Raw genomic sequence first — 22401 nt, forward strand, 5'->3', positions numbered from 1 at the left:
AATCGGAACGCCGTAGCGGATCAATGAGGGTTTTTCACCACACACCTTCGCACACTTCTGCACACATCGTGCTGATCCTGCCGAGGCGTCCGCTCGTTCCGATCAGACCTGATATACAGGAGCACCCCCAACTTGTCGAGAAGTGGATTACCGTGGCCGAAAGAACAGTACACGGAGGAAAATATAAATGCTTGTACTATCGCGACAACGCGACGAAACGATTGTTATTGGTGATTCGATTCGGATCACGATTGTGGAAGTGCGTGGCGACAAGGTCCGCATCGGCATCGATGCCCCTCGGGATGTGACCGTCCATCGCCAGGAAATCTACGACGCCATCCAGCGTGAAACGGACGCGAAGAAGTCGACCGACTCATAGCGGCTTCGTCGCGCGTTCCTGCAAGCCTGCTGATTGCCTGCCTTGCCGAATCGTGACTCCGCTATTAAAGACAAAACCATTGCGCGCTGCTCCGTAACCGCGCAGCCGGCAAACCAATCGCATCGCCCAAACAAAACTGCCGAATTTGCCCCGACAGCGCATAGGGCACGGCGTAGGTGATACCACGACCGGTGCCCCAATCGCCTCGAGTACTCATGCGCCGCCTCCAGTTGTGCGGGCCGCATCTACAAATGTTGCACTGCCCCAGTGACGTATTCGACTGCGATTCAAGCTTGAGTTGCCCATTACGCCCGCAACTGGCTTTGTTCTCCGGATCAGCGACGAGCATAGCCGCTCCGCTCGTTTGGCGTTTGTCACCGCGGCTGGCGACTGATCGCGTTCCGCCCTGTAGGCCGCCGGTCGGATGCATCAGCCTTCTGCTTGCACCACACCACACCTCACTGCACCAAGTCACGATCGTTGACAGCCGAAAAATTCTGAGTGGACGATTGGCGGGTGGTTCTGAAGACGGTAGAAAGGTGGAATTGCATTCTGAACGTCAGATCTGTTATTCCAAAGTGAAGGGCTTACTAAGTGAAACCATTCTTCCTGTTACTGATCAGCTGTGTGCTGTCGTTGAACGCTGCTGCTCAGGACAAAGCTGAATCTCCGTCTTACGCAATCGTCATTCATGGCGGCGCTGGTCGTGTTGCCAAAGATGCGGAGCACATCAAACGCCGCGAAGCGGTTCTGGAGGAAGCTCTGTCATTAGGTGAGTCACTACTGAAGAGCGGGGAGAGCAGTCTGAAGGTGGTGGAGCAGGTGATTCGAATTCTGGAAGATGCACCTGAGTTCAATGCGGGCCGTGGGGCGGTCTTCAACGCGGCGGGCGGTCATGAATTAGACGCGTCCATCATGGACGGTCGCAACCGCGCGGGCGGAGCGGTCGCGGGGGTTTCGACAATACGGCATCCAATCTCGCTGGCTCGTCATGTTATGACAGACACTCGACACGTACTGCTGGCGACGGACGGTGCGGAAAAGTTTGCAGATGAACTTGGACCGGACACCATCTCGCGAGTACCCAACGATTGGTTTTCTACCGATCGCCAACGAGCCAACCTCAAGAAGGCTCAGGCCGCTATTCCGATGCCGGATCATTTTCGCATTGGAACCGTAGGTTGCGTAGCGCTCGACAACGACGGCAATATTGCGGCGGGGACTTCGACCGGTGGGCTGACGAACAAGAAGTATGGTCGAGTGGGCGATTCGCCGATCATCGGCGCAGGCACATTCGCGGACAACGCGACGTGTGGCGTCAGTTGCACTGGAGTTGGCGAGGACTTTATTCGCAACGCAGTCGCCTTCAATATTTCTGCGCTGATGGAATACAAAAGTGAGACTCTGGAAAACGCGGTCAAGGCGACACTTCATCATCCGACACACAAAATCAGCGGTGGTATCATCGCGATTTCTGCTGCTGGCGAAATTGAGATGCAGTTCAATACTGAAGGCATGTCGCGAGCGGCTGCAGATTCGCAGGGACGACGCGAAATCGTGGTTGCCAACCCTGTGTTCCATGCCAACTTTGAAGACGGCAAGATGGATCGCTTCGAACCGACCGACGCATCAGCGTGGACGGTGGGCGTAGAAGATGGAAATCATTTTCTTTCGCTCACGAAGAAACGCAGCGACTTCGAACCGCCAGTCCGCTCGCCGTACAATCGAGCACTAGTCAAAGATTTGGAGGTGGACAGTTTCGTGATGGACGTCGACCTGCAGTCGACCATTCCGGATTACAACCACCGCGATCTGTGTTTGTTTTTCGGCTACCAGGACGACGCTCACCTTTACTACGTGCATCTCGGCAAGAAGACGGATGACCACGCCAATCAGATTTTTATCGTGAATGACGAGCCTCGTAAAAAGATTTCAACGAAGACGACGCCCGGCATTCCATGGAACGACGATTGGCATCACGCTCGGATTGTCCGTGACACAGCGACCGGCAGCATCGAAGTCTACTACGACGACATGACGACACCCGTGATGACGGCAACCGACAAGTCGTTCGGTAAGGGGCGAGTGGGCGTGGGATCGTTTGACGACACCGGTAACTTCGACGAGATTCGAGTCTTCGCGAAATAGAGCGAGTGCAGGAAGCTCGCCCGCTCGTACGGCATGTTCGGGCGGGCGTGCCTCGAATGGTGTCCTGGCGTTACAACTCGTCAACCGCGAACACCGTTAGTGATCTTGCTCCGTGAGCACCGATCACCAGGGATTGTTCGATGTCGGCGGTCTTAGACGGCCCCGAAATGAACCCTGCAAAGGCATGTTTGCCGACTTCGATCCGGTCGTACGCTTCGTGCATGTTGTTCACGATCTGCGAAGCCGGGATCACCAGGGAAATGTGTTGCGGAACAAAGTACAGCACGCGATGCTTCAGAGTGTCATCTGTTACCCAGATGGCTCCGTTTTCTGCGACACCAAAGTGCCCACGCAGCACGGCGTAGTCCACGTTTTCGAGATCATGAGGATCTTCGATGGCGTTAATGTCGATTGTCGAATCGCCTAGTCCATCGACGACGGAGACTTTGACCTTAGCAGCTTGGTACGGTTCAATCTTTGCCAATTGATCGTTCGCTTCGGCGATTGTGGCGACTCGTTGACAGTCGCCACCAACGGTGCCAAGCACTTCGCAAAAGCGGGCGAACGGATCGTCGAAGGTTTGCCACGGACCACTTGGTGGCAGGTCCGGCAGCGGTGACGATTCCGGCAACGCGGCTCGCAAGTTGGTAAAGATTGTTTCGCGAGACGAACTACTCATGACTTGTCTCCCGATTGCTTTTTGTGAGCCGCATACTGATCGCGAAACGAACTCTTCGGCGGCTCGGGCAACTCACGCTGTTTGCCCCACCCGTTAAGCGGATTGTAAACGGCGAACCGAGGCAACCATCGCAGCGCCGTTCTGGCTGCACTGCCAGCCGTTGTGTACATCCATTTGTGTGACAGCAGGCCGGAGACAAACTTCATCGACAGCTTTTTGGACATCCCCAACAGTTTTTTTCGGTCGAGGAATCCTCGCATCGCGAGCAACTGATGGTGCAGGTCGATCTTCACCGGGCACACGTCGGTACATGAGCCGCACAGGCTGCATGCGAATGGCAACGAACTGTGGCTCTCGGGAGTTTTCAGCGGCGTAAGAATCGAACCAATCGGGCCTGGCACGGCGGATTCATAACTATGTCCGCCACTGCGTCGATAAACCGGGCAGGTGTTCATGCAGGCGCCGCAACGAATGCAGTTCAGGCTGCGGCGAAATTCGGGGCTTTGCAGAATTCCACTACGACCGTTGTCGACCAGCACGATGTGCATTTCACTTCCTTCGCGCGGGCCGTGGAAGTGCGACGAATAGGTTGTGATGGGCTGTCCGGTGGCCGAACGAGCGAGCAGACGCAGGAACACGGCCAGGTCGGACGCTCGCGGCAGTAGTTTTTCGATTCCCATACAAGCGATGTGCAGCTTCGGCAGTGACACGCCCAGGTCTGCATTGCCTTCGTTGGTACAGACGACGAAGCCGCCTGTTTCTGCAAGTGCGAAGTTGACACCAGTTATGCCCGCGTCTGCAGAGCAGAATCGTTCGCGAAGGTGATTACGCGCCGCTTCCGTCAGGTAGTTGGGATCGGAGGCGCCTTTTTCTGTGCCGAGGTGTTCATGAAAGCACTCGCCCACTTCTTCCTTTTTGATATGAATGGCGGGCAGCACGATATGGCTGGGCGGTTCGTTGCGTAGCTGGACGATGCGTTCGCCCAGGTCCGTGTCGACGACTTCGTACCCGTTCTTTTCCAAAAACGGATTCAGGTGGCATTCCTCCGTCAGCATCGACTTACTTTTGACGACGCGTTTGACGTTGTGCTGCTGAAGGATCTCATGCACGATCCGATTGTGTTCGTCGCCATCGATGGCCCAATGGACGTGGACGCCCAACGCCTTTGCGTTTTTTTCGAACTGCTCAAGGTAATTTGGCAGTTGCGACATCGTGTGGATTTTGATCGCTGACGCCTGCTGACGGAGTTCCTCCCATTCGGGGACCCCGTGAGCCATCCGGTCTCGCTTTTCGCGCACGAACCACAGAGCTTTATCGTGCCACTGGGCGCGAGGCTTATTGTTGACGAAACCTTTCGCGAGTGTTGGGTGTGACATATTACGCTCCAATCGCTTCCGCCAGAATTTCGGAGAAATGCATGACTCGGATGTCGTGCTTCTGTCGTCGAATAATTCCTTCCAGATGCATCAGGCACGACATATCACCGGCCGTCAGAACTTTTGTTCCGGAATCCAGATGATCGCGAATTCGGTCCTCACCCATCATGCAGGACACGGCTTCCTCGGCGACCGCAAACGTTCCGCCGAAACCGCAGCATTCGTCATTGCGTTGTAGCTTTGAAAACGTAATGCCGTTCAGGTTGTCGAGTAAGCCTCTTAACATATCGGGGCGTTTGGTCATCACTTCTGACGACGACGATAATCGAAGCTCTCGCAGGCCGTGGCAGCTTTGGTGAATGCCCACCTGGTGCGGAAAGTTACCTTCGATGTCACCAACCTTCAGCACTTTGCACAGGAATTCAGTCAACTCCAGCGTTCGTTCTCGCACGCGGTTGGCTTTTTCATCACTGCTGTCGAAGAAAGCGTCGTAGTGATGACGTACCATCGAAACGCAACTTCCGGACGGAGCGACGATGTGGTCGTAGCCATCGAATACGTCGATGTACTTTTCCGCCAGCGGTTTGGCTTCCGGCATACAACCGGAATTCGCCATCGGCTGACCACAACAGGTTTGACCTTCGGGGAATTCATGTTCGACGCCGAAGTGTTCCAGCACACGCACCGTCGCCATCCCCACCTGAGGATAGAACTGGTCGACGTAGCAGGGAATAAATAGAGCGACCTTCATAGATTAAACACCGGTGATATGCGAATACCGAATAAATGCGGGCCGCAGAGTAGCAAAATTTGGCGGCTAATGGAGGGAATAGGTAATCACGTTCATTAACGTCGATGGGCAGTCACGTCTTCTTCGTTGGTTCTGTCAGCAATTGTATGTTTCGCACGGCCAGTTGGCGCAACCTTTGTTCGCTGACTGTGATTCCAAGTCCCGGTCCAGGCAGCCGTTTTCCTCGTCCACCAAAGCGAAACGTCAGGTCCTCAACGGTCAACGAATCGCGGACAAGAAAACGATCGAAGCTCCCTTCAAGGTAACGAATCCCCGCTACATTGCAGGCAAAATGGCGACCGGCGGCCGACAGAATACCGGTTTCTCCAACCTGACAACCAAGTTGATAGCCCAGACCGTTCTGTTTGGCCAGGATTGCGAGTCGGACACATGACACGAAACCGCCGCACTTCGACAGTCGCAGATTGAAAAAATCGCACGTCTTCCCATCGATCGCTCGCTGAGCGTCTTCGCGGCAGCACAGCGATTCATCCAGCATGATCGGGACCCCCAGGGCGTGCCGTAAATCTGCCAATCCGGCGACGTCCGCATGCCTTACGGGCTGCTCTAAACAGCTCGGGCGGAAGGGCAAAAGCGGCTTCATTTTGGCCACGACATCATCGCAGTGCCATGCTTCATTGGCATCCAGTCTCAGGTCGACTTTTCGACCGACAATCTTGCGTACTCGGTTTAGCAATGCGGCGTCGTCGATTCCTGAGGTGCCGACCTTTACCTTTAGCTGCGGAAAACGAAACAGTCGCATCTTTAAGGCGGATCTCCATTGCCTGAGCGGTGTCGCCGACGTGATGACCCCGCTGTAGAAGACCTCGTCACGTTGCGCCACGACGTTTGCTGCGTCCGGCAGCATCGACACCAAATCGCCGAGCGGTCTGTTGATCGAGCGGAATACGGCATCCAGAATCGCGAGTTCCAACGCGCACCGCACGGTGTTGCCGAAGCATTCTCGCGCGATCACCCCGTCGTCGGTGGCGACGTCGGGAAGCTGGAAAGCATCTAACACCGTTACGGCGTCCAGCGGTCCACTGAAGTCTGCTTCCGCTAATTTAGAGAAGTCTGCCGCGTTTAGGTGTCGCCAGACGGAGTCGATGGACTCGCCGGTGACATAGGTCCGCGGCAAGCCCTCGCCCCAGCCCACGCTGCCGTCGGTCAGCTCACAGCGAATGATCAGCGTATCGTTGTGATCGCGAACATGCGACGCATGGCGCACCGGCTTCTTCAATACCACGGGGACTTCGAAGGCGGTGAGTTCACGGATTCGCATTTTCGGGGCGGGACTTCCGGATGACTCACACGAACTTAACAAATTCCAGCAGGTCGTCGCGGCACAGTGTGTGCGCGAGTCGTGCGGCCGCAAAGGCACACGCCGCTTCTGCGACCGGACGGTGATACATTGTCGTTACGTCCAATGTCTGAGCGAACCGTTCAGGACCGAGCTGCGATAACAGGCGAGTCGCCACGAATGCTCCGCTGCCGCTAATCAGGACAGATGGTTTCTCAATGCTCAGCGTTCGATGTCCGTCCGCCACCAGTTGCTGCTCAAGATGTTCCAGCACCTGCTCCGCCGCTGTTGTAAGTTGCGTTAGTTGAGCGTCAACGGTCGATTGAGCCAGTTCGACAATTTCGTCCTCGGTCAGCTCCGTCGCGTCGCAGCAAATTGTATGAGCCATCCGGTTTAGCGAATGAGTCCGCGTGAACGGTCGGCCATCGGCGGTATCGCTGTTGGACGCGTCTTCTTCAAGCTGCTGCAGCACCAGAAATGCATCCGCCATCGTGGCAAACAACTCTGCGGCGACCGGACACGCTCGTCCACGAAACTGAAGCGTCTGCGTCACTGCGCAGATTGGAGTGCGGCGGCTTCCCGAATACACCAATTCGCCGCACTGCATGCGAGAGCAATCGTTTGTCCCCGCAGGAACCGGCCGGCCATCTAACAGCGGGATGATGTCGGTCGTTGTTGAACCCACGTCAATCAGCAGGGCAGGACCGTCGGGAATGGCTTGCGCGGCCCACGTCGCCAGCACGTGCCAGTTGGCTGCGCCAGCCAGTTCGGGCATAGCGATGGCATCCGCCGGTTCGACAAATTCGCCAGACGTCAACCAGACGCGAATTGGGACGTTCGGGAAGGTTGCTTCGGTGGCGGCGATCACGAACTCCACGCCTTCCGCTTTCGTGACGAAGCAGTCCGCCAGTTCCGCCGTCATCGTCAATGCGATCAGGTCCGGCGTCGTAAAGTGTTTGGCGACGACGGCTGCAAGTTGCGAAGAAAGGCTTTCCTTTTCCATCCAGATCGCGAAGGGCACCGACGCTGTATTACCGTCTGCGTTCGCCACCTTTATGTTTGCACCGCCAATGTCCAGGCCGATGACGTTCATGAGCACTCGCCTGGAAATATGTTCTTTACCATTCGAAATTACTTAACCGGTTTGCGGAAACGCAGCAGATAGTTCTCTTTGAATTCCGGGATTCTAACCTCATCTATGAATTCAAAACCAGCGGCTTCTACTTCAGCCTGGAAAGTCTGCTTGTCTGCTCGCACATGATTCACTACCCACTCGCGCGAGGTGCCGGGGATTCGGTTGAAGTCGATCAAAATCAATTCACCACCCGGCTTTAAGGCGTCCATAATCGACGCCAGCATCGATTCGTAATATTCGAAGTGATGATACGTGTCGCAGACGAACACTCGATCAACCTTGCGGTCGCCCAGCTTGGCCGACTTCTCATCACTTTGAACGACTTCAACATTGTGAAGCTCTTCTGCTTTCACTCGTCGGCGGACAAAGTCGACCAGTCGCGGTGAAATGTCGACGGCGTAGACTCGCCCTTCGGTGCCGACTTCCTTTGAAAACAGACCCACGTATAAACCGGTTCCTGAGCCGATGTCAGCGATAGACATGCCCGGTTTTAGACCGACTGCTTTCAGGATACTACCGCGAGCGGCAAAGACTTCGCGGCTTTCGATTTCGAATCGGTTGACCCATTCACTTGGGTCGAGGTCCGGATCCAGAAAACTATCGTTGATGCCGTCCGGAATCGTCGCTGATTGCTTCTGTTCGTCGGTCGCCGGCTTTTCCTGGTCAGGTGCTGCCTTGGGCGAAGCGGTTTGCTCTGCTGTCGGTGCTGCCTGCTCACTTTCTGTTGTTTCGGCCACCGGTGTATCAGTGTCCGTGTCTTCTTCAACCGCTTCAGCAGTCTCAATGGTAAGCGTGCTCAACGTAGCAGGTGTGGAAGGTTGACCCTCTGACGGCTCAGCTTCGGTGTCGTCGTTCTCTGCCGACGCTTCCACAGCCGACGTCTTGACCTCTTCGGTCGCAGATGAATCTGTATCGGCGGCCGGTGCGGGCTGAGGTTGCGGTCCTGTGACGTTGGTTTCAGTCGGCGTGGTAGCCGGTTCCTGTTCGTCGGCAGGTTCATGTGTAGTTGCGGGTTCAGGTGTGGCCGCAGGGGCTGGTGTTGCCACAGGTTCTGGTGTGGCCACTGGTGCAGGAATGGCCAACGGTATCGGCAGCGAATTCACCGTGCGTTCAGCATCCGTGAACGGCACGATTGGGACCGGACGCGGCATGGAAACCGACTTCACCGGAACCGAAGAACGGCTACCAGAAGATTTGTCGTCAGTTGAGCTTTCATCGGACGGCACCGCTGGGGTGGTCGATTCGGCAGTGCCCGACTCGTCCAAATCCATGAGTGCTCCGTTAATCGCATCGGCTGGTTGCGGCGAGCCGTCGGCCTTGCCACGCGGATCCGATTTTTCCTGGGAAGGCGTGTCGGCACAGTTTTTCGGCATTCGAGGCAGCGGCGGCAGGCTTTCTTCGGCATTCTCTTTGTCCGGTGGGACGACGATCGGAAGACGGCGTTTCGGTGACGTCGCTTTCCAACGGTCTGCGTCGGATCGGATTTCAGCGGCAGACGGAGCGTCCGCCGACATCGAGTTCGGAACCGTGGGGGTGCGTTTCAGTGGTTTGGCCTGAACTTTCAGGGCTGGCTGTGATTGAGTGCTAGCAACGTCTGCAGATTCAGATTGATTGGCCGAATCGCGATTCATTGCCACGTCGTCGGCTGGTTCGTTGGTCACTTCCGATCCATCAGAATCGCGGCCTTGCGAGATGCCTCGGAACGGTACCGATCGCAATCTCGTCGCAGCGTCCTGAGTCGGCTGTGGTGCCTGAGCCGTTCGTCGATCTTCATGATCGGAAGCGAGTTCCTCTGTTTCCGTTTTCGGGTTCACTCGGTCCAGATAAATATTCAGTGCATTCACAGAGTGGTACAGCGGCGAACACTTCACGAATGCTTTGCGGTTATCCATAAGGTCGCGAGCCGTCGCTTCGATGGCGCGACGTACCCACAGTTGATTCAGTTCTTTCTGCGGCAAGGCGATCATCAGGAATTCCAGAACGTGACCGGCACTGGCCATGCGTTTGTTGAAGTCCGGATCGTATTTTTTGCCGCGGAAGAAGTTGGAAGACAGCGTACCGTTGCTGTTTTGTTGCATGCGAGCCGTGTTGATGTGCTTACGAATTTTCCATTCGGCCTGCATCCAGACGCCTCGCAGCGGCTTGCCCTGACGCAGATATACGTTGCGAGCATGCGCCAGTGCAAACAGGCTATGCGTGCCACCGCAGGGAGCTCCCTGCATGGGCTTGTTGGTTTGAATCTGGACCAGCTTTTCGATGCTCCATGCTTCGCCCTGCTGATTTCGCCAGCGAGCGTTCGACGGCAGATAGCGGCTTAGGAACCAAAGCGTCCACGTCGGTTCGTCTTTGGTAGACACCGTCAATTGAGCGTGTCGGATCATTTCTCGCATCGAAACCGGCCCGTCGGCTGTTCCCAGCGTGTGATCCAGACCGACGCCACACATCGAAAGAATGGCCAGAAACTGGTTGGCGTGACCTTCAAACGCGTACGGCACGCTGTACGGATGAGCTCGTCCGCCAAGTTTCGTTTTTTCGAACCAGTGTTCGTTGGTGAAGACCTGTCCTTCGCTGACCCAGTCAAGGCCCGAAACAGGAGCTCCGTTATGAAGGATCTGAAATTCTTCTCGCAGCCCCAACAATGCGTGCATGATCTGCCACGGCGTATGCTGGTCGGTCGACAACATGCGGCGAGCTGTTGTGTCGACGGCTTCCTGGCACAATTGCACCAGCTTGTCTGACGAGGGTTGTCGGCGGGTGTGCGAGATCCGCCGATAGGGCGACGGGCCCTTATGTTCCGGCAATTCGATGGCCGGTTCTTTGTGATTGGTATTCAGTTCCGTTGGAAACTCATCGTCAAATTGCTGCGCGACAACGGTCGCTGGCGCAACGAACGAGGCGGCGAACAGAATTAACGCGAACAGAAACGTGAGCAGCCGTTTAGGTTGCATTCGAACACTCCAGCGGTGTGAGGCAGACTCTGGTGGTGACTGAGGATGTGCCCGAAAAGGGCGCGTCACTTTGATATTCGGCCAACCAACCGAGCGGCTTGACGATCTCTACATCCGACAGAAGGCAAATATCCGTCACAACCTGAACTGTTCCGGCTTGGTAATTCGGGCTGCTTATGCGGGCGACCAGTGTCTATTTTTGGCGGCATTCCTTGCCGCACTGGCATAACGCCAACGTACCGGCAGATTCAGCGGGTGCGTGCGATGGCAGGCTTCGAGATGAGCAGCTGAAAACCGATGCGATGCAAACACAGCCTGCCCTCGTTTTGTCACCGGAGCAGGCGAGCCGACGCTGCTTGTTTGAAGAAACGCCAAGCGACATCTGGTGACCCGCGCGATTCCGCCGCCTGAGAAAGCTTTGGCGGCACGCAATCGAAAGCCGGAGCGAAATGTGGATTCCTCAACGCGGTGCCTACCGTCGGGAATTCCGGAGTGATAAAACACGTTCTTGAGTTGGCAGCCTGTCAGGATTTCCTTGTTTTTTGCGTCCTGCAGATGCATTTACCTGCGGCAAAAGCCTTAGGGCGAAGGTGCGACGCAGTCCAGACGACTGGTTAGCTCAGACGTTGCTTCTGACTCTTAAAAGTGAAAAACAACTCTATGAACAGCCCCCCACGGCAATCTCCCCTTCACGAAGTCCACGTGGCCGCCGGTGCGCGGATGGTGCCGTTTGCCGGGTGGGAAATGCCGGTGCAGTACGAAGGCATTATGCCCGAACACAAGGCCGTGCGAGAATTTCTGGGCGTGTTCGACATTTCGCACATGGGACTGCTTGCCGTCGCCAGCAGCGAACCGGAAGTTTCTACCAAGTGGCTGGACGGTCTGTTGACAAACAACGTTGCGTCGCTGGAAGTCGGACAAGGGCAGTACACAATGCTGCTGAACGAAACCGGAGGTGTGATTGACGACCTGATCGTCTACAGCAAGGGGTGTTCAGAATATTATCTTGTAGTGAATGCGTCGAAGACGGCAGAAGATTATCAGTGGATGCTCGATCATCAACCGGAATCGGGCATCATGTTCGCGGATGTCAGCGGCAGCTACGCGGGCCTCGCTGTACAAGGCCCGGACACGGTCGCTGCCTTCGCCAGGTTGTTCGGCGACGACGTCACGATTCCTGAACGTTTCTACATGGCAGAAATCTCAACGCCGCACGGCGACGTGCTCGTATGCCGCACCGGCTACACCGGTGAAGACGGCTTTGAATTGTTCTGCAAAGCGTCCGATGGTCCGGACTGGTGGCAGCGGTGTCTGGATGCAGGCGCAAAGGCGTGCGGATTGGGAGCACGCGATTCGTTGCGACTGGAAAAGTGCTACCCGCTAAACGGCAACGATCTGTCGCCCGAACGTTCGCCGCTGGAAGCTGGACTGGGATTCGCCGTCGACTTGCATAAAGACTCGTTCATCGGCCGCGACACACTGTTAAGGCAAAAGACCAAAGGTCTGCATCGGCGTTTAGTCGCGATCAAACAAACGCAAAAGTCGCCCCCACCGCGTCCCGGCTACGCTGTGTATGCTGGTGATGAACAAGTCGGAACGCTGACCAGCGGCGGGATGTCACCGAGTCTCGGAGTTGGCATTTCGTTGGCGTATCTCAGCATTGATCACGCGAAGGTCGGCACTCCGTTGCACCTTGAAATTCGCGGCAAGCGATTTGCTGCCGAAGTCGTCAAGAAGCCGTTCTTATAGGAAACAGCCGCCGCAGCTCGATTCATTGAGTTCGTCGAGCCACTGCGAGAAACGAATCATCTGCCATATCACCAACCAAGGAATGACAAAGAATGAACGTCCCCGATGAACTAAAATACGCCCAGTCGCACGAGTGGGTGCGAGTCGACAATGGCGACATCGTCACGGTCGGCATTTCTGATTTTGCTCAGGCCGAAATGACAGAACTCGTTTATGTTGAACTTCCCGAAGTTGGTCGGAGTTACAGTGCGGGCGATGAGGTGGCTGTCGTAGAGAGTGTCAAATCGGCCAGCGACATTTACACGCCTGTCAGTGGCGAAATTGTCGAAGTGAACGAAGCGTTGAATGACAATCCATCACTGGTGAACAGTTCTCCGTTTCAGGATGGTTGGATGTTCAAGATCAAAATCAGCGATGCCGCACAGTTAGACAAGCTGCTGGACGCCAACGGCTACAAAGACAGCATCAGCTCGTAGGTTGTTGGAAGGCGTTTATTGCTGCGAGCGGCAAGTCGCTCGCGGCCGGTTACTGCAGGCGTACTCCCTTCGATCATCGCCATACAGTATACAGTTTACGCGCGTAGGTAACCGTTCGGCTGCTTACCTCTTTCGTTTTCTCCCGCGGACGGAAACTCTTCGTGTCGATATCTTCTCCCCCTGCCCTTTCCTCAAAGCCGCAGTTAGACGCATTTCGCAACCGCCATCTGGGCGTTTCCCTGGACGAAGCTGAAACCCTCGCGAAGGAAATCGGTTTCGAGTCGCTGCAACAACTGGTCGACGCAGCCGTGCCCGGTTCGATTCGTCGGCAGCAGGCATTCGACCTGCCGGAGCCAAAGTCTGAAACTGATGCTCTGGCGTGGCTGAAGTCGATCATGAGCCGCAATCAGGCGACGCGATCACTGATTGGCATGGGTTACCATGATTGCATCACTCCGTCTGTCATCCTTCGCAACATTCTGGAAAACCCCGGCTGGTATACAGCTTACACTCCATACCAGCCCGAAATTTCACAGGGGCGACTGGAAGCGTGTCTGAATTTTCAGACGATGATCACGGAACTCAGCGGGCTGGACGTCGCGAATTCATCACTGCTGGACGAAGGTACTGCCGCCGCTGAAGCGATGGCAATGTGCGCTGGTGGGCATCGCAAGGCGAACCGGTTTCTCGTTTCTGATGGCTGCCATCCTCAAACGATTGCCGTGTTGCAAACCCGAGCCGAACCTTTGGGCATCGAAATCGTTGTGGCCGCTCACGACGACTTCGAATTCACCGATGATGTCTTCGGTGTGTTGGTGCAATATCCCGACACCAGTGGCGGAATTTACGACTTCGAATCGCTGATCAAGGCCGCTCATGATGCCAAAGTAAAAGTCGTGATGGCCGCCGATTTGCTGGCGCTGACATTGCTGAAACCACCTGGACAAATGGGAGCTGACATCGCAATCGGCAACAGCCAACGCTTTGGCGTGCCGCTCGGCTTTGGCGGTCCGCATGCTGCATGGATCGCGTGTACTGATAACCTGAAGCGAAAACTGCCCGGGCGCTTGGTTGGAGTTTCCAAAGACGCCAATGGAAAGCCCGCCTATCGACTGGCGCTGCAGACTCGCGAACAGCACATCCGTCGTGACAAAGCCACCAGCAACATCTGCACGGCTCAGGTTCTGCTGGCGGTCATCGCGTCGATGTATGCGGTTTATCATGGGCCGAAGGGGCTGCGTGAGATTGCTGAGCGAGTTTCCGAACGGACCAGAAGTCTTGCGACGAGTCTGCTGAATTTGGGTTGGAAACTCGTCCATGAAAATTACTTCGACACGCTGCGAATTGAATGCGAAAACGGTGCCGCGATTGTTAACAAAGCGGCGGACGCCGGATTCAACCTGCGGCTGTTTTCTAACGGCGACGTAGGCATCACGCTGGATGAACGCACAGATCAGGACGAACTCGCCAGAATTGTCACGTTGTTTGATACAGACAATTGTGATCACGATGCGGCCGTTCCCGATCATCATCAGTCTGTTGAACTGTGTCGGGCCGACGACTACCTGCAGCAGCCGATCTTCAACAGCTACCACACCGAAACAGAAATGATGCGTTACCTGCATCGTCTGGAAGCAAGAGACCTGGCTTTAAATACCAGCATGATTCCGCTGGGATCCTGCACGATGAAGCTGAACGCTGCTTCCGAAATGATGCCGCTAAGCTGGCCGGAAGTGAACGGCATTCACCCGTTCGCTCCTAAGGATCAGTGGCAGGGTTATGCGGAAATGATTCAGCAACTGGAAGACTGGTTGGCCGCCTGCACGGGGTTCCATGCTGTATCGTTGCAACCAAACGCGGGTTCTCAGGGCGAATACGCTGGTCTGCTGGCCATCCGCGAATTCCACAAAACCAACAACCAGGGATCACGCAACGTCTGCCTGATTCCCACGTCGGCTCACGGCACGAACCCCGCCAGCGCCGTCATGGCGGGCATGAAGGTTGTCGCTGTGGACTGCGATGATGAAGGCAACATCGACATCCTCAGCCTGAAGGCCAAGGCCGAAGAACACGCCGATCGACTCGCCGCGCTAATGGTCACTTACCCGTCGACGCATGGCGTGTTTGAGGAAGGCATCAAAGACATCTGCCAGATCGTCCACGACAAAGGCGGACAGGTCTACATGGATGGAGCCAACCTGAACGCTCAGTTGGGCTTGTGTTCTCCCGGCGAAATCGGCGCCGATGTGTGCCATTTGAACCTGCACAAAACCTTCTGCATTCCTCACGGCGGCGGTGGTCCTGGTGTGGGGCCGATCGGAGTCGCAAAGCATCTGGCTCCGTTTCTGCCTGGCCATCCGATGCATCTGGAAGGTGGCATCGGCCCGGTGAGTGCGGCTCCATTCGGTAGCGCGAGCATCCTCACCATTTCATGGATGTACATCGCGATGATGGGCCCCAAAGGTCTGACCGACGCCACATCGATTGCGATTCTAAATGCCAATTACATTGCTCACCGCCTGCGACCGTATTTTCCAGTGCTGTATCAGGGCGCACAGAATTTGGTTGCTCACGAGTGCATTCTCGACCTGCGGCCGTTCAAGGATGAAACCGGTGTAGAAGTCGAAGACGTCGCCAAGCGTCTGATGGACTATGGCTTCCACGCGCCGACGATGTCGTGGCCGGTGTCAGGCACGTTGATGATTGAACCCACGGAGAGTGAATCAAAAGCGGAGCTGGATCGTTTCTGCGACGCGATGATTTCCATCCACGGCGAAATGATGGACATTCGAGACGGCCGAGCGGATCGCCAGGACAACGCCTTCAAACATGCCCCCCACGCGGCTGACATCCTGCTCAGCGATGACTGGCAACACAGCTACTCTCGCGAACAGGCGGCGTACCCGGCCCCGTGGCTGAAGGACTACAAATACTGGCCGCCAGTCAGCCGAGTCGACAATGTCTACGGTGACCGTCACCTAATCTGCACGTGCCCCGACCTTGAAGACCTAACTGAATAAGCCAGCTCGTATCGGCGAGCCATCAGCGCGGCGGAAGGTGATGTCTTGCAAACTCGATTGCTGAAGGAGCCAGGATGCTAAAGCAGCCATGTTAATGTGGCTGGCCACCGTCGGCGTGGAAAAAGAAGGTGGTCCGGCTTTTTAGAAATCTGATCCATTTGCAACAACGGGCGCACGCTGCGAGTCAATCGTCTTTGTGCGGGCACTTTCCAGCCATCGCAGCAGAAATTGGCTACCGCTGCCGCGATTCTTCAATGCTCAAGAATCTCAAGCGGCACGATTGGCCAGAGCTGCACTCGGTACGGGCGAATTAGCTAAGCCGCCGCAGTCTTTGATAAGTTGATCTACAAACCTTTGTGCGCGAGCGTACTCGTCGACATAGCCGACGAGTTTTTTCAGGCGATCCCTGAGGTACCGCAGCCGTAGCGTGTAAGGTACGGCGTTCGTTCGAGCCAATTCGTGGACCGTACGCTGGTAGTTTGCGGAGTCGATTTCCATTTGGGGCTCGCCGCAGTGCTGAAACAGCATTTGCAGATTTGGGTCCTGCTCATCGCCAAAACGCTGTACGAGCTGAAACCCGCACGACCTGGCCAGCATCATCAAAGTGGACGGCACAAAATTGTGGATATGAGCCGTGTGGAACAGCCGACTGCGACGAGCGAACGGAGCCTGGAGATTCGGGCATTCCACATAGAACATGCCGCCCGGCTTTATCAGCCCAGCAATGTGTTCAAGTGCTGCGCGAGGTGACCGAACGTGTTCGATGACATGCACCAGAAGAATGGCATCGTAGTCACTGCGTCGCGGCAGGTCATAGACATTTGCCGTATGTACCTTCGCCTTTAATTTGTCGCGTGAAAACGCCAGAAATTCGCTGCCAGGATCGATACCTTCGGCATTAAAACCGTTCTGGTCGAACACTTTCACCGTGCAGCCGATTCCCGCGCCCACTTCCAGCACTCGACCTTGTGGTTTCAGATGCGGCTGCACTTGGCGGCAAATTCTAGTTCCGTTCTTCCACGCTCGCATGATGCGCCGGACGCCTGGCGAACTTTCACCATTATAGGCCTTGCGATAGTTGGTCGAATAGAATTCCTGCAGTTCCTGTTCCGTCGGAACAACTGCATGCCGTACCAGTCCGCATTGTCGACACGCAACTGTTTCAAGCATTTCGCCGTGGCGGTCCTTCTGCGAAATCGCTTCAAAGTCGCGATTACCACAAAGGTCGCATTCTGCCAGTTCCATCTGACTTGTCTTTCCAATCCTGGGGCGGTCTAGGCTCTATGGATGTATTCCAAGTTGGCAACGCGAAACAAGTCGGCCGTTATAATACGCAGTGTGAGCAATTGAATCATGGCAATTGCGGTACCAGCCTGCCTGTTGCGTTGCAGCGACACCAGTGTAACTGATGTGGCAGAAATTGCGGAATGCGAGATTTGATGAATTCTGGTCGCTATTTTACTTCCAATTCATTGAGGAGCTATCAGGCTGCTTTTTGCCCAATATCCTGCGAAGCACGATTCGGGAATAGCCGGTCTAGCAGCAGCGCGGCGCAACGGTCTGCCTCAGAAAACGGAGCTTCTGCCTTTTTCAATTGCCGCGTCTCGCACCATTGAGTCCAACGGACTGCGCGTTCCGAATCGACGAGTGAATCGATACAGTCGGTGACTCGATTTTTTTGCCAACGAACCAGTTCCAGTATTCCAACACTAGCGCCCGACGTAAGAGCCTCATACGTCATGGAAACGCTGTCTTCGGTCACCCAAACAGTGGCTGCCGCGTCGAGCTGAGCCGGAAGCCAGTCGGGGCCGACGTCCGCTGCGGAGACCAACCGTGCTACTGAAGCGTTTGTCCGCCAAAAATTGAAGAAATCATCTGGCGTGCGGCGAGACGTGGCGACGGTCCAGCAGACATCGGATGTTCGTTGTACGACATCGCAAATCTGTTGATAAACGAGTTTACTGTCCCAGCGATAGTGTCCGCTTGGGCCACCAACGAGGAACATGCCACGGCGAGCGTCCTTATGGCGGCCGGGCAAAACTCGATTCAGCACTCCTGTCGTCAGAATTGTGTTGTCGGGAACACGACGAAGTCTATGAACATCGGGGATCAGGCAGAAATCGAACAGTGATAGCGGCAGCGAGGGTTTCATTAGCACAATCGAACGACCACCGAACCGCCAGCGAAACATGCATAACGGAAAATGAGACGCATGTCCGGCACCGATGATCAGGTCAGGGGCCAAGTCAGGGAGTCGACGTCGATCACAACGAATGAGCGACCGAAGGCCCTGGTTCCAACCTGACAATTCGACCGAATGGATTTCCGCGCACGTAAGGCGTTGAATGGCATCCGCGCAGCCCTGTACCTGATTCTGATGACCCGCTTTACCGTCCAACAGACACCAGATCGACAAACGATTTTCGGCCAGGTTTGACATGAAAATATAACCGTAGTGCTGCTAAGCGGCAGCCTTGTGTCCGCCGAGCCCCGCTTGAGTTAGCCGTTGATACAAGGCACATTTCTGCATCAACTCGGCGTGCGATCCCACAGCTGCAACCCGCCCCTGATCCATGACAACAATGCGGTCCACAAGATCCAGAAACGTTTCGCTTAGTACGTGAGTGATAATAAACACGGTGCGCCCTTTAGAAAACGACTTCAGCACGCCGTGAATCATGTCTTCGCTACGCGCGTCAATGGCGGACGTTGCTTCATCCAAAATCAGGATGGCGGGATTCCGCACGATCGCTCGCGCCAGAGAAATCCGCTGCCGCTGACCGCCGGATAAGCGACCGCCGCCGGCTCCGATATGTGTGTCGATTCCATCGGGAAGTTCGGAAATAAAGTCCCACGCGTGAGCCTGTCGCGCGGCTTCGATGATGGTTTCGCGGTCCGCCGAAAAGTTGCCGTACCGAATGTTTTCCAGAATCGAATCGTTGAACAGCATCGTTTCCTGACTGACAAGGCCGATTTGGCTGCGCAAATCGCTTGTGCTGTATTCCGAAATGTCCTTCCCATCGATTCGGACGACTCCGGACTCCGGATCGATAAAACGCGGCAGCAAGCTCGTCAGTGTTGACTTTCCGGAACCATTGCTGCCGACCACTGCCACCACTTCGCCAAATTTGACCTCCAACGAAACATTCTGCAGTACCATTGAACGTACTTCGCTTTCACCTGCGGAAAGGTAACGGAACGAAACGTCTTCGAAGCGAATGGACTGCGTATGGCTACTGAAGACAGCGGGAGATTCAGGTTCGCTGATGACACTTTGGGTGTCGATCAGTTCGAAAACGCGGTCAGCACCCGCCAGCCCCTGACGAACCTGCCCGAAGACCGTCGACAATTTTCGCACAGGGTCCAGCACGCCGGCCAGCAGCACGTACATCGTCATCAATTCCGTGATCGTCATTGCCTCTGCTGCCAACTGGATGCCAAAAACGGAATCCGTGTTGCGAAGGACCATGTAAGCGCCGGGTGTAAACGCTACGACCACGATGATTACGGCCATGATTTCTGATGTGGGCCGAATTAATGCGTTCATCCGAACGCACTTCATCTTATACAGGTAGTAGTCGTCGTTGGCCTTCAGGAACTGTTCCTGCTGACGTTTCTCACCACTAAACGCCTGCACCACCTTGAAACAATCGAACGTTTCGCCGATGCAGTCATAGATGACGGCCACGCTTTCCATCGCGCTTTTGGCCGCTTTTTTCAACATCCGTCCCAGTTTTGCCAGGAAGAAACCCATCAGGGGCACCAGCAGTATGGCGGTCAGCGTCAGTCGCCAGTTGATGAAGAATGCAGCCGCAATGCACGCCGATGCCTTGAGGGGTTCACGAATCATGCGTGTCCCAAACGCTCCCAGCCCCACAGTCATCTGTTGGATATCATTTGTCATTAGCGACAGAATCTTAGTCGTGCCTTTTGCAGATACGGTCTGCATATCCAGTCGCTGGGAGGTGGCGAAGCAGTCGCGGCGAATATCGTTGGCCGTGCGGTTAACGACGATTCCCACCAGAATTTCCTGTCCATACACAAAGACACTCTTCAACACGGTGCCGAAAACGATGAACAGCACGATCAATGCAATCGTGTTGAACTTGTCACGCGGTACAAATGGCAGAATGTACTGCTTGACCTGTGTGTAAGTGTGAAGGCTGCGAGTTGCGTCGGTCACGCGACTCTGCAGTTTGGTCCGTCGCTCCAAGGCGCTGTCATCAAGCACCGCCAGCCGCTCAGAATCACTCTGGATTTTTCGATTGGCATCATCGATCTGCTGATCGATGTATTGGTGAAGGCTGTCATTTTCGAACAGCACTTTCACGACAGGAGCTACCGCCGAAAGATTCATGCACCAGCATGTGGCGATACCAAGTGCACACAGCACAGAGCAGATAAGGGAGAAGCGGTAGACCCACAGGTAACCGGCGGTTCGAGTTAACGTATCCATTGCCCGTCAAGCATCCTTTTGTCGGGTCGTGTCGATCAGGCTGTTGCTGACGCCAAAAACTGCCACGTCGATTCCATGACGTGAGTGGTCGGAATTAGACAGGTATTCGGGAAATCTGTCTACAGGAATTGCCATATTGACCCATGGAAGCCAATCCCGATAGCATCCGGGCGCAACGGGCGACTCGAAACCCTTCAATACAGAGCTCCGATTGCAAATTCTGGTGACATGAACTTATTCGCCCTGCAAACGGTTGTGCTTAGCTCAAGCGCCATTGCGACAATGCTCGTCGCTGTTGGTTTGAGTTGCCGGTATGCCTGGTGGAAGCCGCCTGTAAACTGGAGCATGCCTCGCGTGCTGATGTACCATATGGTCTCTCCGCACCGCAAAAAGGCGAGGTTCAATAAGCTGAGAGTCCTGCCGGAAAGATTTGAAGAGCAACTCGCGTGGCTGCAGGAAAACGGCTTTCAATTTGTCTTTGCCAGCCAGTTATGTGATGGCACCAAACTTCCGGGGAAAACGGTCTGCTTAACGTTTGATGACGGCTACGCAGACAATCTGCTGATCGCGGATCCCATCATGGAAAAATACGGAGCTGTGGGTACGCTGTACTTGGTGGAAGATCGTTCTGGCGGCTGGTCCAGCAAAAAGAAAAGCCATCACGAAGACGACGAACTGGCCAGCGAACCGAAACTCACTGACCTACAGGTTGAACAGATGCTGCAATCCGGCCGATGGGAACTTGGCGGGCACACAGTCACTCACGCCAACCTGCCGAATCTCGACGGTGACGAAGCAGCTCGAGAAATCACAGATTCGCGGAATCGACTGACTGAACAGTTTGGGCAGGAACTCAAGACCTTCGCCTACCCATTCGGGCTGCTGGGTGATCGCGAAGTCCGGCTGGCTCGTGAAGCCGGCTATTCAGCGGCCGTGACAACAGAACCTCGGATTTACGATGCGGCTCATGACGACCTGATGATGATTCCTCGGATAAAGGTGTCTGGTACGGAGGGGATGGCGGCGTTTGCCATTCGCATACGCACGGGACAACGTGGCTTGTTGAAATGACTTGGAACACGCTTCACAAAACATGCGGCGAACGCGACGTTTGGTCAGACATATCTGAACGAAAACTATTATTTCCACGGAAGGAACTATTGCGATGAGTGTCATCAAAAACGTACTGCGTCCGGCAATTCATCGCATGGTGAAAATCGGGAAGCCGCACTTTGACTGTTCGATTTGTGGGTACCATGGCCCCTTCAAAGACAAGCGGATCACCAGAACTCCAAATCTAGTTCGAGTAGACTCGAAATGCCTCGGCTGTGGAGCGGCAGAGCGTCATCGCATGCTGAAGTTGGTTATTGAAGAACTGTTCGGGGAAGGCCAGGCAGATGGCAAAGCAGTGCTGCATATGGCTCCTGAAGCCTGTATGCAGCCGCTCATTTCTTCAAAGTTCGCTACCTACCACACGGCAGACCTCTTCATGGAAGGAGTCGACTTCCATGAAGATGTGCAAGACATGTCATTGGCCAGCGGCAGCTATGACTGTGTGGTCATTTCACGAGTACTCACGATTCCGCCGGACCTGAACGCTTCGATTCGCGAATTGCGCCGAATCCTGAAACCTGACGGCATCGCTATCATCGCAGAAATTCATTCGCACCAGGAAACGGTCGAATTCGGCGAAATGCGAAAACACCGCTCGCGACAGGTCGGGATCGACATCCTGAACCGGTATGCCGAACACTTTTCGAGAGTCGAACGCTACGATGCCGCACGCTACGGTAGTCGCTTCCAACTAGTCAATCGCATGAAGCTGGACGGCATTACAAAAGATGACTACCCCGTCGAAGTGCGTGAACAAGGGCAGGGCTTCCGAGAGCTGGTCGCAGTCTGTTACGCGTAATGTTACTTCTGCACTGCAACTAAACTCACTTTT

The 22401-nt window shown here is 55.1% G+C and carries 16 protein-coding genes; 7 read left to right on the forward strand and 9 right to left on the reverse strand.

The genetic code is table 11. The annotated features are described in order from the left end of the window. Window positions 1-187: 187 nt before the first annotated feature. Both csrA and Fuma_RS35830 read left to right on the forward strand, forming a co-directional pair. Window positions 188-379: a carbon storage regulator CsrA gene (gene csrA, locus Fuma_RS00705; protein WP_077022437.1), complete on the forward strand. Its 192-nt coding sequence runs from the start codon at window positions 188-190 to the stop codon at window positions 377-379. A 594-nt stretch (window positions 380-973) separates the two neighbouring features. Further along, entirely contained in the window at window positions 974-2527 is a 1554-nt protein-coding gene (locus Fuma_RS35830) for an isoaspartyl peptidase/L-asparaginase family protein (RefSeq protein ID WP_218922359.1), read from the forward strand. Window positions 2528-2597: 70 nt separating this feature from the next. On the opposite strand, the gene Fuma_RS00720 is transcribed toward Fuma_RS35830, so the two are convergent. The 6 genes from Fuma_RS00720 to Fuma_RS35835 all read right to left on the reverse strand — a co-directional run bounded on the left by Fuma_RS00720 (window position 2598) and on the right by Fuma_RS35835 (window position 10755). Beyond that, entirely contained in the window at window positions 2598-3206 is a 609-nt protein-coding gene (locus Fuma_RS00720; protein ID WP_077022438.1) for a LutC/YkgG family protein, read from the reverse strand. After that, entirely contained in the window at window positions 3203-4582 is a 1380-nt protein-coding gene (locus Fuma_RS00725; RefSeq protein WP_077022439.1) for a lactate utilization protein B, read from the reverse strand. Before Fuma_RS00725 ends, Fuma_RS00720 begins: the two co-directional genes overlap by 4 nt. Window position 4583: 1 nt before the next feature. Beyond that, on the reverse strand, window positions 4584-5333 hold the full coding sequence (locus tag Fuma_RS00730; RefSeq protein WP_077022440.1) for a (Fe-S)-binding protein: 750 nt from the start codon (window positions 5331-5333) through the stop codon (window positions 4584-4586). A gap of 112 nt (window positions 5334-5445) precedes the next feature. After that, on the reverse strand, window positions 5446-6654 hold the full coding sequence (locus tag Fuma_RS00735; RefSeq protein WP_077022441.1) for an enolase C-terminal domain-like protein: 1209 nt from the start codon (window positions 6652-6654) through the stop codon (window positions 5446-5448). A 25-nt stretch (window positions 6655-6679) separates the two neighbouring features. Further along, window positions 6680-7765: a hydantoinase/oxoprolinase family protein gene (locus Fuma_RS00740; protein ID WP_077022442.1), complete on the reverse strand. Its 1086-nt coding sequence runs from the start codon at window positions 7763-7765 to the stop codon at window positions 6680-6682. 38 nt (window positions 7766-7803) lie between these two features. Further along, window positions 7804-10755: a class I SAM-dependent methyltransferase gene (locus Fuma_RS35835; RefSeq protein WP_218922360.1), complete on the reverse strand. Its 2952-nt coding sequence runs from the start codon at window positions 10753-10755 to the stop codon at window positions 7804-7806. A gap of 660 nt (window positions 10756-11415) precedes the next feature. Here Fuma_RS35835 and gcvT point away from each other — a divergent pair. The 3 genes from gcvT to gcvP all read left to right on the forward strand — a co-directional run bounded on the left by gcvT (window position 11416) and on the right by gcvP (window position 16000). Next, entirely contained in the window at window positions 11416-12504 is a 1089-nt protein-coding gene (gcvT, locus tag Fuma_RS00755; RefSeq protein ID WP_077022444.1) for a glycine cleavage system aminomethyltransferase GcvT, read from the forward strand. Between the two features lie 92 nt (window positions 12505-12596). Next, entirely contained in the window at window positions 12597-12980 is a 384-nt protein-coding gene (gene gcvH / locus Fuma_RS00760) for a glycine cleavage system protein GcvH (protein ID WP_077022445.1), read from the forward strand. Between the two features lie 161 nt (window positions 12981-13141). Beyond that, a complete protein-coding gene (gene gcvP / locus Fuma_RS00765) occupies window positions 13142-16000 on the forward strand; it encodes an aminomethyl-transferring glycine dehydrogenase (RefSeq protein WP_077022446.1) in 2859 nt (952 codons plus the stop codon). A 267-nt stretch (window positions 16001-16267) separates the two neighbouring features. Here the strand turns inward: gcvP and Fuma_RS00770 are convergent, their stop codons facing one another. The 3 genes from Fuma_RS00770 to Fuma_RS00780 form a co-directional block, all read right to left on the reverse strand. After that, entirely contained in the window at window positions 16268-17245 is a 978-nt protein-coding gene (locus tag Fuma_RS00770) for a class I SAM-dependent methyltransferase (protein ID WP_077022447.1), read from the reverse strand. Window positions 17246-17483: 238 nt separating this feature from the next. Then, window positions 17484-18440, reverse strand: a complete 957-nt coding sequence (locus tag Fuma_RS00775) for a mitochondrial fission ELM1 family protein (RefSeq protein ID WP_077022448.1) — start codon at window positions 18438-18440, stop codon at window positions 17484-17486. Between the two features lie 21 nt (window positions 18441-18461). After that, window positions 18462-20456 carry an ABC transporter ATP-binding protein gene (locus tag Fuma_RS00780; RefSeq protein ID WP_083731706.1) on the reverse strand — a complete coding sequence of 665 codons (1995 nt, stop codon included), beginning with the start codon at window positions 20454-20456 and terminating at the stop codon, window positions 18462-18464. 228 nt (window positions 20457-20684) lie between these two features. On the opposite strand from Fuma_RS00780, the gene Fuma_RS00785 reads away from it, so the two are divergent. Together Fuma_RS00785 and Fuma_RS00790 are read left to right on the forward strand one after the other, a co-directional pair. After that, window positions 20685-21527 carry a polysaccharide deacetylase family protein gene (locus Fuma_RS00785; protein WP_083731707.1) on the forward strand — a complete coding sequence of 281 codons (843 nt, stop codon included), beginning with the start codon at window positions 20685-20687 and terminating at the stop codon, window positions 21525-21527. A 94-nt stretch (window positions 21528-21621) separates the two neighbouring features. Continuing rightward, entirely contained in the window at window positions 21622-22368 is a 747-nt protein-coding gene (locus tag Fuma_RS00790) for a methyltransferase domain-containing protein (protein WP_077022450.1), read from the forward strand. Window positions 22369-22401 lie beyond the last annotated feature (33 nt).

Origin of the sequence: Fuerstiella marisgermanici, from assembly GCF_001983935.1 — a bacterium.
GTDB classification, from domain to species: domain Bacteria; phylum Planctomycetota; class Planctomycetia; order Planctomycetales; family Planctomycetaceae; genus Fuerstiella; species Fuerstiella marisgermanici.

Bases quoted from the DNA above. Each gene is read 5' to 3' on its own strand.
- Fuma_RS00740 (WP_077022442.1), bottom strand. From the start codon at position 7,765: ATGAACGTCATCGGCCTGGACATTGGCGGTGCAAACATAAAGGTGGCG.
- Fuma_RS00775 (WP_077022448.1), bottom strand. From the start codon at position 18,440: ATGTCAAACCTGGCCGAAAATCGTTTGTCGATCTGGTGTCTGTTGGAC.
- Fuma_RS35835 (WP_218922360.1), bottom strand. From the start codon at position 10,755: ATGCAACCTAAACGGCTGCTCACGTTTCTGTTCGCGTTAATTCTGTTC.
- Fuma_RS00735 (WP_077022441.1), bottom strand. From the start codon at position 6,654: ATGCGAATCCGTGAACTCACCGCCTTCGAAGTCCCCGTGGTATTGAAG.
- Fuma_RS00780 (WP_083731706.1), bottom strand. From the start codon at position 20,456: ATGGATACGTTAACTCGAACCGCCGGTTACCTGTGGGTCTACCGCTTC.
- gcvT (WP_077022444.1), top strand. From the start codon at position 11,416: ATGAACAGCCCCCCACGGCAATCTCCCCTTCACGAAGTCCACGTGGCC.
- csrA (WP_077022437.1), top strand. From the start codon at position 188: ATGCTTGTACTATCGCGACAACGCGACGAAACGATTGTTATTGGTGAT.
- Fuma_RS00730 (WP_077022440.1), bottom strand. From the start codon at position 5,333: ATGAAGGTCGCTCTATTTATTCCCTGCTACGTCGACCAGTTCTATCCT.
- gcvH (WP_077022445.1), top strand. From the start codon at position 12,597: ATGAACGTCCCCGATGAACTAAAATACGCCCAGTCGCACGAGTGGGTG.
- Fuma_RS00785 (WP_083731707.1), top strand. From the start codon at position 20,685: ATGAACTTATTCGCCCTGCAAACGGTTGTGCTTAGCTCAAGCGCCATT.
- Fuma_RS00725 (WP_077022439.1), bottom strand. From the start codon at position 4,582: ATGTCACACCCAACACTCGCGAAAGGTTTCGTCAACAATAAGCCTCGC.
- Fuma_RS00790 (WP_077022450.1), top strand. From the start codon at position 21,622: ATGAGTGTCATCAAAAACGTACTGCGTCCGGCAATTCATCGCATGGTG.
- Fuma_RS00720 (WP_077022438.1), bottom strand. From the start codon at position 3,206: ATGAGTAGTTCGTCTCGCGAAACAATCTTTACCAACTTGCGAGCCGCG.
- Fuma_RS00770 (WP_077022447.1), bottom strand. From the start codon at position 17,245: ATGGAACTGGCAGAATGCGACCTTTGTGGTAATCGCGACTTTGAAGCG.